The organism is Streptomyces sp. Ru73 (assembly GCF_002920575.1).
Classification (GTDB): Bacteria; Actinomycetota; Actinomycetes; order Streptomycetales; family Streptomycetaceae; genus Streptomyces.
The window spans coordinates 1-12,501 of sequence record NZ_PQSQ01000149.1; the positions used below are offsets into that span (position 1 = coordinate 1).

Below are 12,501 nucleotides of genomic sequence, written 5' to 3' on the forward strand. Positions count from 1 at the left end.
GCTCGGCGGGGAGGGTGGCGTACCAGCGCTTGTAGTCGGCGGCCGGGATGCGGACGGGGTTGCGGGCCAGCTGCTCCTCGGTGAGCCAGTCCTGGTCGTGGCCGCCGGCCTCGATGAGCGCGCGGATCAGCTCGTCGCCGTCGCCGGAGACCAGGCCCGGGATCTCCTCCTCGGGTCCGAAGTCGTACCCCTCCGCGCGGAGCCGGCGCAGCAGCTCGACGGCGGAGGCGGGGGTGTCCAGGCCGACCGCGTTGCCGATGCGGGAGTGCTTGGTCGGGTACGCGGAGAGCACGAGCGCGACCCGCTTGTCGGCGGGCGCGACGTGGCGCAGCCGGGCGTGGCGCACGGCGGTGCCCGCGACGCGTGCGGCGCGCTCGGGGTCGGCGACGTACGCCGGGAGGCCGTCCTCGTCGATCTCCTTGAAGGAGAACGGGACGGTGATCAGGCGGCCGTCGAACTCGGGCACGGCGATCTGGCTGGCCGCGTCCAGCGGCGAGACGCCCTCGTCGTTCTCCTCCCAGTCGGCGCGCGAGCCGGTGAGGCAGAGCGCCTGCAGGACCGGCACGTCCAGGCCGGTGAGGGCGCCCGCGTCCCAGGACTCGTCGTCGCCGCCGGCCGAGGCGGTGGCGGGCTTGGTGCCGCCGGCGGCCAGCACGGTGGTGATGATCACGTCGGCGGCGCGCAGCTCGTCGATCAGCTCCGGCTCGGGCGCGCGCAGCGAGGCGACGTACAGCGGCATCGGGCGGCCGCCGGCGTCCTCGATGGCGCCGCACAGTGCGTCCACGAAGGCGGTGTTGCCGCTCATGTGGTGGGCGCGGTAGTAGAGCACCGCGACCGTCGGGACGACGCCGTCGGGCGCGGTGACCTCGCGGGCGGTGCGCTCCAGCGGGCCCCAGGAGGGCGCGGCGGCGGGCGGCTCGAAGCCGTGGCCGGTGAGCAGCACGGTGTCGGAGAGGAAGCGGGCCAGCTGCTCCAGGTTGGCCGGACCGCCGTGCGCGAGGTAGGCGTGCGCCTCGGCGGCGATGCCGACCGGCACGGTGGAGGCCGCCATCAGCTGCGCGTCGGGGGCCTGTTCGCCGGTGAGCACGACGACCGGGCGGCCGTCGGCGAGCAGCTGGTCCAGGCCCTCCTGCCAGGCGCGGATGCCGCCGAGGAGGCGTACGACGACCAGGGCGCAGCCGTCGAGCAGCGCGGGCAGCTCCGCCAGGTCCAGCCGGGACGGGTTGGCGAAGCGGTAGCCGACCGGACCGCCGGCCGCGCGGGCGCTGAGCAGGTCGGTGTCGGAGGTCGACAGGAGCAGGATGCGGCGGTCGGCGGTCTCGCCGGACTCGGTCTCGCCGGACTGGGGGGCGTTCTCCCCGGGCGTGGGCAGCATGCGGCGTCGGGCCTTCCTCGGGGTCCGCGCCCCGGGCGGTGTCGGAATGGATCTCCCCTGCCCGGGTGGCCCGGGAGCGGGGAAGGGGAGTTCCTGACTCACCCGGCCGCTGGGGCCGGGCTCACAGTGGCGGGACCGCGCCGGATTCGCACCGGGCTTCCTCCCCTGTCGCCGTCGCCGGCGATGATGACGGGCCGGTTGGCCCGCCGTGAGCATAGTAAGGGCCACCTGCCCCGCGCGCGGCGGACGGCCGGGACGGGATCGGTATGCTCGCCGCCATGCCCACGGCGACCAACCCTCCACCTCGGGACGAACCCCCCATACCGGTTCGCCTCGACGCCTGCCCGGGTACGTTGCGGCTGCACATGGCGGACGACGGCGCACTGGCCCGCGTCCGGGTGCCCGGTGGGGTACTGACCGCCGCTCAGGCGGAAGCGCTGGCCGATGCGGCGGTCCGCCTCGGAGACAGTGCGCTGCACCTCACCTCGCGCGGGAATGTGCAACTGCGCGGTCTGGCCGGGGACTGCGGCGCGGCCCTCGCGGGCCTGCTCGACGCGGCCGGCCTGCTGCCCTCGTACCGCCACGAACGGGTACGGAACATCGTCGCCTCCCCACTGTCCGGCCTGGACGCCGCCGGGCACGCGGACGTACGCCCCTGGCTGCGGGCCCTGGACGGCCTGCTCTGCGCGAGCGAGGCGGCGGCCGAGCTCTCCGGGCGCTTCCTGTTCGCGCTGGACGACGGGCGCGGGGACGTGGCGGCGCTCGGCCCGGATGTGACATTGATCGCCTCTGCCGGCGCGGAGGCGCTGCTCCGCATCGGTGCGGCGGGCGGCGCCCTCCGGGTGCGCGGCGCCGACGCCCCCGAGGCCGCGCTGGTGGCGGCCGAGGTCTTCCTGGACGCCGCGGCGGAGAGCCGGTCCCGCGCCTGGCGGGTGGGCGATCTGCCGGACGGTGCGGGCCCATTGGTGCGCGAGACGGCGCTGCGCCTGAATGCGGCGGGCATCGCGTGCACGTATACGGCGGACGCCTCGCTCCCCGAGGGCGCGGCGCACGTGCCCACAGGGGCCGCCGACGCGCCTACGGGTGCGGCGCCGCCCGCCCCGGGGACCGTCGACGGCCCCGACGGCCTTCGTGCGCTGTCCGTCCTCGCCCCCTTGGGGACGCTGACCGCCGCGCAGTGGCGGCTGCTGACCGACACGGCCCGCACGGACGGTGCCGGCGAGATACGGCTCACCCCCTGGCGCGGCGTGATCGTCCCCGGCCTCCCCCCGCACCGGGCCGCCGCCCGGCTGCGCGCACTCGAAGCGGCCGGGCTGGTCACCGGCCCGGACTCGCCGTGGGCCGGGGTGGGCGCGTGCATCGGCCGGCCCGGCTGCGCCAAGTCGCTGGCGGACGTACGGGCGGACGCCGCCGCCGCGCTCGGCACCGGCGGCGGGCTGCCGGTGTACTGGTCGGGCTGCGAGCGGCGCTGCGGCCACCCCCAGGGCGACTGGGTCGACGTGGTCGCCACCGGGGACGGGTACCGGGTATCGCCGCGCGGCCCGGGCGTGCGTACTGTCTTGGACGGCGCTCCGGACATGAACGCCTCTTCACACGTGAACGCATCGGCGGACGTGTCGGAGCCAGCGGACCTTGCCGTCGCCGTGGCGGCAGCGCGCACCACCACAGCGACCACAGCGACGAGATGAGCGAGAGCACAGTGTTCGACTACGAGAAGGACGGCGCGGAGATCTACCGCCAGTCCTTTGCCACCATCCGGGCGGAGGCGGACCTCGCGGCGCTGCCCGACGACGTCTCCCGGGTCGCGGTCCGGATGATCCACGCCTGCGGCATGACCGACCTGGTCCGCGACCTCGCCTTCAGCCCGGACGTCATCGGCCGCGCACGGGCCGCGCTGCAGGCGGGCGCGCCGGTCCTGTGCGACGCGCAGATGGTCGCCAGCGGCGTCACCCGCAAGCGGCTGCCCGCCGGCAACGACGTGGTCTGCACCCTGTCGGAGCCGGGCGTGCCCGAGCTGGCCGAGAAGCTGGGGACCACCCGCAGCGCCGCCGCGCTGGAACTGTGGCGCGACCGGGGCCTGCTGGAGGGCTCGGTGGTGGCCGTGGGCAACGCGCCGACCGCCCTGTTCCGGCTGCTGGAGATGGTCGCGGAGGGCGCGCCGCGCCCCGCCGCCGTGCTCGGCATACCGGTGGGCTTCATCGGCGCGGCCGAGTCGAAGGACGCCCTGGCGGCGAACGCGCTGGGCCTGGACTACCTGGTGGTGCGGGGCCGTCGCGGCGGCAGCGCGATGGCCGCGGCCGCCGTCAACGCGATTGCGAGCACCGCGGAATGAGCACCCCCACGGAGAGCGGCGCCACCGAGGGCACCGGGGCCGCCGAGCAGACCGGGACCACCGGACGGCTGTACGGGGTCGGGCTGGGCCCCGGCGACCCGTCCCTGCTGACCCTGCGGGCCGTCGAGGTCATCCGCGAGGCGGACGTGGTGGCGTACCACAGCGCCCGGCACGGCCGGTCACGCGCGCGGGCCATCGCCGAGCCGCACCTGCGGCCGGGCCAGACCGAGGAGCTGCTGCGCTACCCGGTCACGGTCGAGACGACGGACCACCCCGGCGGCTACCGGGGCGCGCTGAACGACTTCTACGAGGAGGCAGCGGCCCGGCTGGCCGCGCACCTCGACGCGGGCCGCACGGTCGCCGTACTCGCCGAGGGCGACCCGCTCTTCTACGGCTCCTACCAGCACATGCACAAGCGGCTCGCGCACCGCTACCCCACCGAGGTCGTCCCCGGCATCACCTCGGTCAGCGCGTCGGCCGCACGGCTCGGCACGCCGCTGGTCGAGGCCGAGGAAACGCTGACGATCGTGCCCGGCACGCTGCCCGAGGACGAGCTGACGGCCCGGCTGGCCGCCGCCGATTCGGCAGTGGTGATGAAGCTCGGCCGCACCTTCCCGACGGTGCGCCGCGCCCTGGAGCGCACGGGCCGGCTGGCGGACGCCCGGTACGTGGAGCGCGCCTACATGGAGGGCGAGCGCACGGCCCCGCTGGCCGACGTGGACCCGGAGTCGGTGCCGTACTTCTCGGTGGCCGTGCTGCCGTCCCGCGTGGACTCCGGGCCGGCGGCTCCGGAGACCGGCGAGGTGACGGTCGTGGGCACCGGCCCCGCCGGCGCTCCCTGGCTGACGCCCGAGTCGCGCGGCGCCCTCGACAACGCCACCGACCTGGTGGGCTACACGACGTACCTGGACCGGGTGCCGGTACGCGCCGGCCAGCAGCGGCACGGCTCGGACAACAAGGTCGAGTCCGAGCGCGCGGAGTTCGCGCTGGACCTGGCGCGGCGGGGGCGGCGGGTGGCCGTCGTCTCCGGCGGTGACCCCGGGGTGTTCGCCATGGCCACCGCCGTGCTGGAGGTGGCGGCGCAGGAGGCGTACGCGGACGTGCCCGTACGGGTGCTGCCGGGGGTGACCGCGGCGAACGCGGCGGCCGCCCGCGCGGGCGCCCCGCTGGGCCACGACTACGCGACGATCTCGCTCTCCGACCGGCTCAAGCCGTGGGAGGTCATCGCCGAGCGGCTGCGCGCCGCGGCCGCCGCCGACCTGGTGCTGGCGCTCTACAACCCCGGCTCCCGCAGCCGTACCTGGCAGGTCGGCAAGGCCCGCGAGCTGCTCCTCGAACACCGCGCCCCGGACACTCCGGTGGTGCTGGGCCGCGACATCGGCGGCCCCGAGGAGAGTGTCCGCGTCGTACGGCTGGCCGACCTCGACCCGGCCGAGGTCGACATGCGCACGCTGCTGATCGTCGGCTCGTCGCAGACGCAGACCGTGCGGCGCGGCTCGGGCGAGCAGATCGTGTGGACGCCCCGGCGGTACCCGGAGGACTGAGCCCGCTGCGCTTCGGGGCGCGAGGGAACGCGGCACTTCTTGTGGGGCGGCGCGACGGCTCTCTACGTGGTGCGGCCGACGCGGCGCTTCTCCGGTGCGGCGGGGCGACTGAACGGCTGGGCGGCTCCTTGTGGTGCGGCGCTCGCCCTCTGTAGTGCGGCGCTCGCCGCACCACAGGTCACGCCTCGGCGAAGACTCCGCCCACGTGGTCCGCGAGCCAGCGGACCGCCTGAGCTGGGCCGTCCACGACGGGGACGCCGGCCGGGGCCGCCGGGCGGCGGACGACGACCACCGGGACGCCGGCCTCGCGCGCTGCCGTGAGCTTGGGCGCGGTGGCCGCTCCCCCGCTGTCCTTCGTGACCACGACGTCGATCCGGTGGTCGCGCAGCAGCGCCCGCTCGCCCTCCAGGGTGAACGGGCCGCGGTCGAGCAGCACCTCCATGTGCGGCGGGCACGGCCCTTCGGGGGCGTCCACGGACCGCACGAGGAACCACAGGTCCGACAGGTCCGCGAAGGCCGCCAGGCCCATCCGCCCGGTGGTGAGGAAGACCCGCCGGCCCAGCCCCGGGAGCAGCGCGGCGGCCTCCTGGAGAGATCCGGCCGGGTGCCAGTCGTCGCCCGCGCCGGGGACCCAGCCGGGCCGGCGCAGCGCCAGCAGGGGAACATGGGCCATGCCAGCGGCCGTGGCCGCGTTGAAACTGATCGTTCCGGCGAAAGGATGGGTGGCGTCGATGAGCACGTCCACCTGGTGCGCACGCAGCCACTGGGCGAGCCCCTGCGCACCCCCGAAGCCGCCGATGCGTACCTCGCCCGGCGGCAGCACGGGGCGCGCGACGCGGCCCGCGAGCGAGGTCGTCACGCGTACGCCGCCGGCCTGCGGGCCGTCGGCCAGCGCTGCGGCGAGACGACGGGCCTCCGTCGTCCCGCCGAGGATCAGTACGTGCGTCGCGGCGTGCATCGGATCCTTCCATGAGTGAGGCGAGTGGCGGGCGCAGCGCCCAACTCAAGCACACCGGTCTGCGGCCCGGCTGGACGACCGGTGCCTGCGCCACGGCGGCCACCACGGCCGCGTACACGGCCCTGCTGACCGGCAACTTCCCGGACCCGGTGACGATCACCCTGCCCAAGGGCCAGACCCCGGCCTTCGCGCTCGCGGTGGAGGAGCTGTCGGAGGGCGGCCGGGTGGCGATGGCCGGGGTGGTGAAGGACGCGGGCGACGACCCGGACGTGACGCACCACGCGCTGATCCGCGCGACCGTACGCGCTCTGCCGCCCGGCTCCGGCGTGGTGTTCAGGGCGGGCCCCGGCGTGGGCACGGTCACCCGGCCCGGCCTGCCCCTCGACGTCGGCGAGCCGGCGGTGAACCCCGTGCCGCGGCAGATGATGCGCGACCACGTCGCCGAGGTCGCGGCCCGGCACGGCGGCAGCGGCGACGTGGAGATCACGGTGTCCGTGGACAACGGTGAGGAGATCGCCCGCTCCACGTGGAACCCGCGGCTGGGCATCCTGGGCGGCCTGTCCATCCTCGGGACGACCGGCATCGTCGTGCCGTACTCGTGCTCGGCGTGGATCGACTCCATCCGGCGCGGCGTGGACGTGGCCAGGGCGGCCGGGCGCACGCACGTGGCCGGCTGCACCGGCTCCACGTCGGAGAAGACGGTGGTGGCCGAGTACGGGCTGCCCGAGGACGCCCTGCTGGACATGGGCGACTTCGCGGGCGCGGTCCTGAAGTACGTCCGCCGGCACCCGGTCGAGCGGCTCACGATCTGCGGCGGCTTCGCCAAGCTGTCCAAGCTGGCGGCCGGCCACCTGGACCTGCACTCCGCGCGCTCCCAGGTGGACAAGAGCTTCCTGGCCGGACTGGCCCGCAGCGGCGGCGCCGACGAGACGCTGGCCACGGAGGTGGCGGCCGCCAACACCGGGCTCGCCGCCCTCCAGATGTGCACGGCGGCCGGCGTCCCGCTGGGCGACCTCGTGGCCGCCGCCGCCCGGGACCAGGCCCTCGAAGTGCTGCGCGGCGCCCCCGTGGTGGTCGACGTCCTCTGCATCGACCGCGCGGGCAACGTGGTGGGCCGCAGCACGCCCCGCTGACGCGGGCACGGGTACCGGCCGGCACCTTGGCCGCGAGCGGGCGCCTTCACCGAGAGCGGTCGCCTTCAGTGCGAGCGGGCGCCTTCACCGTGAGCGGGCACCCTCACCGCGAGGGGACGATTCCGTTCTGGCATGATCATGCGCCTGACAATGACCCGGCTGCGTGGAGGCCTCGCCTCCGCAGCCGGGCAACGGGGTTTTTCAACGGGGAAGGTGAAGAAGTCATGCGCGCGTTCACTCGTGCCGTGCCGGCCGCTGCCGGCGTCCTGGCACTGGCGGTGGCACTGACGGGCTGCAACGGTTCGGGCTCGGGCAAGAAGGGGCACGGCTCCGGCAGCCACGCGTCCGACTCCGGCTCCGACGCGTCGGACGCCAAGAAGAGCTACCGCCTGGGCGAGGCCAGCCCGCCGCAGGAGAGCTCCATGCAGGACTCCAAGGGCAGCACGTACACGGTCACGCCCACCAAGGTGCAGACGGGCACCAAGGCGGACATGGCCAACTCGGGCCTGGAGAAGGAGAAGGACGAGAAGCCGAAGGTCCCCGTCTACGTGTGGAGCACCCTCACGCACAAGAGCGGCAAGGCCATGGAAGTCGGCGACATGGACGACGACCTGATCGTCAAGACCGACAAGGGCGAGCGCACCAAGGCCCTCATCGTCCTGATGGGCGAGGCGAAGTGGCCGAACTGCCCGGCGTTCGACCGGTCCAAGAAGCTGAACGCGGGCCAGTCGGAGAAGATCTGCACCGCCTTCCTCATCCCCGAGGGACAGAAGGCCGCCGCCGTCGAACTGGGCCAGGGCTTCTACAAGGAGCCGCTGGAGTGGCCGGTCAAGGACTGACCCCGGTGCGCGGGGCCCGGCCACACCCTGTGGCCGGGCCCCGCGCCCTTCAACACGAGCCGTCGTCGCGCCCTTCAGTACATGCAGCAGCCGCGCGCCCTCAGTACGAGCAGTGGTCGCGCGCCCCTCAGTACATGCGGCGGTCGCGCGCCGTTCAGCACACGTGGCGGTCGCGCTCCGGCGAGTACAGGTGGCTGTCCCGGAACTGCTCGGCACCCAGCGTGCGGCCCACGATGATGACGGCCGTCCGGACGATCCCGGCCGCCTTCACCTGGTCAGCGATGTCCGCCAGCGTGCCGCGCAGCACGACCTCGTCGGGCCGGCTCGCCATCGCGACGACCGCGGCCGGGCAGTCGGCCCCGTAATGCGGCAGCAGCTCCTCGACGACACGGTCCGCGTACCGGGCGGCCAGGTGCAGCACCAGAAGCGCACCGCTGCGCCCGAGGGTGGCCAGGTCCTCGCCCTCGGGCATCGCGGTCGCCTGCTGCGCGATACGGGTGAGGATGACCGTCTGCCCCACCGTGGGCACCGTCAGCTCCCGCTTCAGCGCGGCGGCGGCAGCGGCGAACGCCGGGACGCCGGGCACCACCTCGTACGGCACGCCCGCCGCGTCCAGCCGCCGCATCTGCTCGGCCACCGCCGAGAAGACCGAGGGGTCGCCCGAGTGCAGCCGGGCCACATCGTGCCCGGCCTCGTGCGCCCGGAGCACCTCGGCGGTGATCTCGTCGAGGTTCAACTGCGCGGTGTCCACCAGACGCGCGTCCGGCGGGCACTCGGCGAGCAGCTCACGCGGTACGAGGCTGCCCGCGTACAGGCAGACCTGGCAGGCGGCGAGCGTACGGGCACCGCGCACCGTGATCAGGTCGGCCGCGCCGGGGCCCGCGCCGATGAAGTACACGGTCATGTCTCGTCTCCTGGAAGTGCTTCGTAGTCGTCGGTGCTCCGGGGGCCGCGGCCAGGGCTGCCTCCCGTACGGGGGCCGCCGCCCGCCCCCGCGGGGGCGTCGAACGTCCCGCCCCGGAGGCCGCCGGGCGTCGCGGACGGCGCCTCGGGATCCTTGCGCACGGCCCACTGGGTGACCGGCATGGCCTGCCGCCAGCCCGTGAAGCCGCCCACCGGCACGGCATGCGCCACGGCCAGCCGTACCAGCTCGCCGCCGTGCCGCCGGTACCAGTCGGCGAGCAGCGCCTCGGACTCCAGCGTCACGGTGTTGGCGACCAGCCGGCCGCCCGGCGGCAGCGCGGCCCAGCAGGCCGCGAGCAGGCCGGGGCTGGTCAGCCCGCCGCCGATGAAGACCGCGTCGGGGCTCGGCAGTTCGGCCAGCGCCTCGGGGGCCGGGCCGGTGACGACCCGCAGGGACGGTACGCCGAGCCGGTCCGCATTACGGCCGATGCGCTCGGCCCGCACGGGGTCGCGCTCGACGCAGACGGCACGGCACGAACGGTGGGTCCGCATCCACTCGATGGCGATCGAGCCGGACCCGCCGCCGATGTCCCACAGCAGCTCGCCCGGCTCCGGCGCGAGCGCGCCCAGCGTCGCCGCCCGCACATGACGCTTCGTCAGCTGACCGTCGTGCTCGTACGCGTCGTCGGGCAGCCCGGGCACGGCGCCCAGCCGCAGCGCGTCCGGCGCACGGCGGCAGTCCAGGGCGATGACGTTCAGCGCGTCCCCCGGCGGATGCGGCCAGTCCTCCGCCGTACCGGACAGCACCCGCTCCCGCTCGCCGCCGAGCTGTTCGAGCACCCGCATCCCGGTCGGCCCGAAACCCTGCTCGCCCAGCAGCCGGGCGACCTCGGCGGGCGTACCGGGGCCCGCACTGAGGACGAGCAGCCGGCGCCCGTCGTGCAACGCCGCGCAGAGCTGCGCCGCCGGCCGACCGACCAGCGTGACCACCTCGGTCTCCTCCACCGGCCAGCCCAGCCGGGCACAGGCGTAGGAGACGGAGGAGGGGTGCGGCAGGATGCGCAGCGCGTCGGTGCCGACGGCCCCGTCCCCGAGGACTTCGGTGAGCGTCCGCCCGATGCCGTAGAACATGGGGTCGCCGCTGGCCAGCACCGCGACCTTCCGGCCGGCGTGCGCCGCGAGCAGCCCGGGCACGGCCGGCCGCAGCGGGGACGGCCAGGACACCCGCCGCCCCGCGCACTCCGCCGGCAGCAGATCGAGCTGCCGCGGCCCGCCGATGAGGACGTCCGCGTTCCGCAGGACCTCCTGCGACGCGGCCGGAATGCCGGCCCACCCGTCGGCTCCGATCCCGACGACGGTCACGGCCGGTGGCGTGGGGGGTGGGGACGTGGCGGGGGTCACAGCCGGCTACCTCGGAGGTCGAGCGGATTCGGAGCCGCACTCTACTGGCCGCGAACGGCGGGCCGCTGGCCGCCTCCCGGCGCCTGCTCCGACCGCCCGCTCCGGCCCGGACCCGCCCCGACCTCTGACATGCCCGCGCCGAGAGTTTTCCACAGGCGAACGGACGCCCCGGCGCGATGTCCCACGCCGGGCGCAGAATGGGTCCCATGACTGACGAGACCACTGCCACCACCGAGTCCATGCCGGACTGGGAGAAGCGCTTCCGGGCCCCGCGCGTCGGGCTGCCCGAGTGGGCCGAAGACGCCCCCGAGCGCTCCCTGTTCGTGTCCAACGCCACCGGCACCTTCGAGCTGTACGCGTGGGACCGGACCAGCGGTGCGCAGCGCCAGGTCACGGACCGGCCGAACGGCACGACGGACGGCACGCTCACCCCCGACGGCGAGTGGATCTGGTGGTTCTCCGACACCGACGGCGACGAGTTCGGCGTCTGGATGCGGCAGCCCTTCGGCGGCGGCGAGGACGAGCCGGCCGCGCCCGGTCTCGCCCCCTCCTACCCCGGCGGACTCGCCCTCGGCCGCGACGGCACGGCCGTCATCGGCCGCTCCACCGACGACGAGGGCTCGACCATCCACGTCGTCCGGCCCGGCCAGGACCCGGTGGAGATCTACCGCCACCGCGAGTCGGCCGGCGTCGGCGCCCTCTCCCACGACGGCACCCTGATCGCCATCGAGCACACCGAGCACGGTGACGCGATGCACTCCGCGATCCGCGTCGTCCGCCCGGACGGCACGACCGTCGCCGAGCTGGACGACACCAAGGGCGGCACCGAGGAACTGGGCCTGTCGGTGATGGGCTTCGCGCCCGTCGACGGCGACGCCCGGCTGCTCGTCGGCCACCAGCGCCGCGGCCGCTGGGAGCCGATGATCTGGAATCCGCTCACCGGCGAGGAGACCGCGCTCGCCATCGACCTGCCCGGCGACGTCGGCGCCGACTGGTACCCCGACGGCTCGGCCCTGCTGGTCGAGCACGAGTACCAGGCCCGCGGCGAGCTGTGGCGGTACGCCCCCGAGGCCGGCGAGCTGTCCCGCGTCGAGACCCCGACGGGCACGGTCTCCGGCGCCACGGCCCGGCCCGACGGCACAGTGGAGTTCCTCTGGTCCTCCGCGGCGCAGCCCCCGGAGGTCCGCTCCACCAGCGGCGCGGTCGTCCTCGACCCGCCCGGCATGAAGGCCCCCGGCTCCGTCCCCGTGACGGACGCCTGGGTCGAGGGCCCCGGCGGCCGCATCCACGCCCTGGTCCAGAAGCCGGCGGGTGACGGCCCCTTCCCGACCGTCTTCGACATCCACGGCGGCCCGACCTGGCACGACAGCGACGCCTTCGCCTCGGCGCCGGCCGCCTGGGTGGACCACGGCTTCGCGGTCGTCCGGGTCAACTACCGCGGCTCCACGGGTTACGGCCGGGAGTGGACGGACGCCCTCAAGCACCGCGTCGGCCTGATCGAGCTGGAGGACATCGCCGCGGTCCGCGACTGGGCGGTCGAGTCCGGCCTCGCCGACCCGCGCAAGCTCGTCCTCTCCGGCGGCTCCTGGGGCGGTTACCTCACCCTCCTCGGCCTCGGCACCCAGCCCGAGTCCTGGGCCCTCGGCCTGGCTGCCGTCCCCGTCGCGGACTACGTCACGGCGTACCACGACGAGATGGAGGCCCTGAAGGCGATGGACCGCACGCTGCTCGGCGGCACGCCGGAAGAGGTACCCGAGCGCTTCGAGGCGTCCTCCCCGCTGACGTACGTGGACAAGGTCCGGGCCCCCGTGTACATCTCCGCCGGGGTGAACGACCCGCGCTGCCCCATCCGCCAGGTGGAGAACTACGTCGACCGCCTGAAGGCCCGCAACCACCCGCACGAGGTGTACCGCTACGACGCGGGCCACGGCTCCCTCGTCGTGGAGGAACGCATCAAGCAGCTCCGCCTGGAGCTGGACTTCGCCCGCCGATACCTGGAGGCCGCCGAATGACCAG

The 12,501-nt window shown here is 75.0% G+C and carries 10 protein-coding genes and 1 riboswitch; of the genes, 6 read left to right on the plus strand and 4 right to left on the minus strand.

Annotated features, from left to right (window positions below; genetic code table 11):
• Nucleotides 1-1,375: cobaltochelatase subunit CobN (locus tag C3486_RS34715; protein ID WP_258053186.1), on the minus strand; the 1,375-nt coding region annotated here is incomplete at its 3' end.
• A gap of 87 nt (nucleotides 1,376-1,462) precedes the next feature.
• Nucleotides 1,463-1,538, minus strand: a riboswitch (cobalamin riboswitch).
• Between the two features lie 103 nt (nucleotides 1,539-1,641).
• Between C3486_RS34715 and cobG the strand changes: the two genes are divergently transcribed.
• From cobG to C3486_RS34730, 3 genes are read left to right on the plus strand one after another with little or no spacing between them, the layout of a single operon-like run.
• Nucleotides 1,642-3,063 (plus strand): precorrin-3B synthase, encoded by a 1,422-nt coding sequence (cobG, locus tag C3486_RS34720; protein ID WP_103836852.1) that lies wholly within the window; start codon nucleotides 1,642-1,644, stop codon nucleotides 3,061-3,063.
• The gene (locus C3486_RS34725) at nucleotides 3,060-3,707 is read left to right on the plus strand and encodes a precorrin-8X methylmutase (protein ID WP_103836853.1); all 648 of its coding nucleotides are present in this window, start codon (nucleotides 3,060-3,062) and stop codon (nucleotides 3,705-3,707) included. Before cobG ends, C3486_RS34725 begins: the two co-directional genes overlap by 4 nt.
• Nucleotides 3,704-5,251, plus strand: coding sequence for a precorrin-2 C(20)-methyltransferase (locus tag C3486_RS34730; RefSeq protein WP_103836854.1), 1,548 nt, complete (start codon nucleotides 3,704-3,706; stop codon nucleotides 5,249-5,251). Before C3486_RS34725 ends, C3486_RS34730 begins: the two co-directional genes overlap by 4 nt.
• Nucleotides 5,252-5,429: 178 nt before the next feature.
• Here the strand turns inward: C3486_RS34730 and C3486_RS34735 are convergent, their stop codons facing one another.
• The gene (locus C3486_RS34735) at nucleotides 5,430-6,209 is read right to left on the minus strand and encodes a cobalt-precorrin-6A reductase (RefSeq protein WP_103836855.1); all 780 of its coding nucleotides are present in this window, start codon (nucleotides 6,207-6,209) and stop codon (nucleotides 5,430-5,432) included.
• Between the two features lie 11 nt (nucleotides 6,210-6,220).
• Here C3486_RS34735 and C3486_RS34740 point away from each other — a divergent pair, with 11 nt between their 5' ends.
• Nucleotides 6,221-7,342 (plus strand): cobalt-precorrin-5B (C(1))-methyltransferase, encoded by a 1,122-nt coding sequence (locus C3486_RS34740; protein ID WP_103836856.1) that lies wholly within the window; start codon nucleotides 6,221-6,223, stop codon nucleotides 7,340-7,342.
• A 224-nt stretch (nucleotides 7,343-7,566) separates the two neighbouring features.
• Nucleotides 7,567-8,181 carry a hypothetical protein gene (locus C3486_RS34745; protein ID WP_103836857.1) on the plus strand — a complete coding sequence of 205 codons (615 nt, stop codon included), beginning with the start codon at nucleotides 7,567-7,569 and terminating at the stop codon, nucleotides 8,179-8,181.
• A 154-nt stretch (nucleotides 8,182-8,335) separates the two neighbouring features.
• Here C3486_RS34745 and cobM read toward each other — a convergent pair whose 3' ends face one another.
• Nucleotides 8,336-9,085 carry a precorrin-4 C(11)-methyltransferase gene (gene cobM / locus C3486_RS34750; protein ID WP_103836858.1) on the minus strand — a complete coding sequence of 250 codons (750 nt, stop codon included), beginning with the start codon at nucleotides 9,083-9,085 and terminating at the stop codon, nucleotides 8,336-8,338.
• Nucleotides 9,082-10,485: a precorrin-6y C5,15-methyltransferase (decarboxylating) subunit CbiE gene (gene cbiE / locus C3486_RS34755; protein ID WP_103836859.1), complete on the minus strand. Its 1,404-nt coding sequence runs from the start codon at nucleotides 10,483-10,485 to the stop codon at nucleotides 9,082-9,084. Before cbiE ends, cobM begins: the two co-directional genes overlap by 4 nt.
• A 206-nt stretch (nucleotides 10,486-10,691) precedes the next feature.
• On the opposite strand from cbiE, the gene C3486_RS34760 reads away from it, so the two are divergent.
• Nucleotides 10,692-12,497 (plus strand): prolyl oligopeptidase family serine peptidase, encoded by a 1,806-nt coding sequence (locus C3486_RS34760; protein ID WP_374936959.1) that lies wholly within the window; start codon nucleotides 10,692-10,694, stop codon nucleotides 12,495-12,497.
• The last annotated feature ends 4 nt before the right edge of the window (nucleotides 12,498-12,501 follow it).

What these genes read in the sequence shown, in the direction of transcription:
- cobG (WP_103836852.1), top strand. Translation starts at nt 1,642, where the DNA reads ATGCTCGCCGCCATGCCCACGGCGACCAACCCTCCACCTCGGGACGAA.
- C3486_RS34725 (WP_103836853.1), top strand. Translation starts at nt 3,060, where the DNA reads ATGAGCGAGAGCACAGTGTTCGACTACGAGAAGGACGGCGCGGAGATC.
- C3486_RS34730 (WP_103836854.1), top strand. Translation starts at nt 3,704, where the DNA reads ATGAGCACCCCCACGGAGAGCGGCGCCACCGAGGGCACCGGGGCCGCC.
- C3486_RS34735 (WP_103836855.1), bottom strand. Translation starts at nt 6,209, where the DNA reads ATGCACGCCGCGACGCACGTACTGATCCTCGGCGGGACGACGGAGGCC.
- C3486_RS34740 (WP_103836856.1), top strand. Translation starts at nt 6,221, where the DNA reads ATGAGTGAGGCGAGTGGCGGGCGCAGCGCCCAACTCAAGCACACCGGT.
- C3486_RS34745 (WP_103836857.1), top strand. Translation starts at nt 7,567, where the DNA reads ATGCGCGCGTTCACTCGTGCCGTGCCGGCCGCTGCCGGCGTCCTGGCA.
- cobM (WP_103836858.1), bottom strand. Translation starts at nt 9,085, where the DNA reads ATGACCGTGTACTTCATCGGCGCGGGCCCCGGCGCGGCCGACCTGATC.
- C3486_RS34760 (WP_374936959.1), top strand. Translation starts at nt 10,692, where the DNA reads ATGACTGACGAGACCACTGCCACCACCGAGTCCATGCCGGACTGGGAG.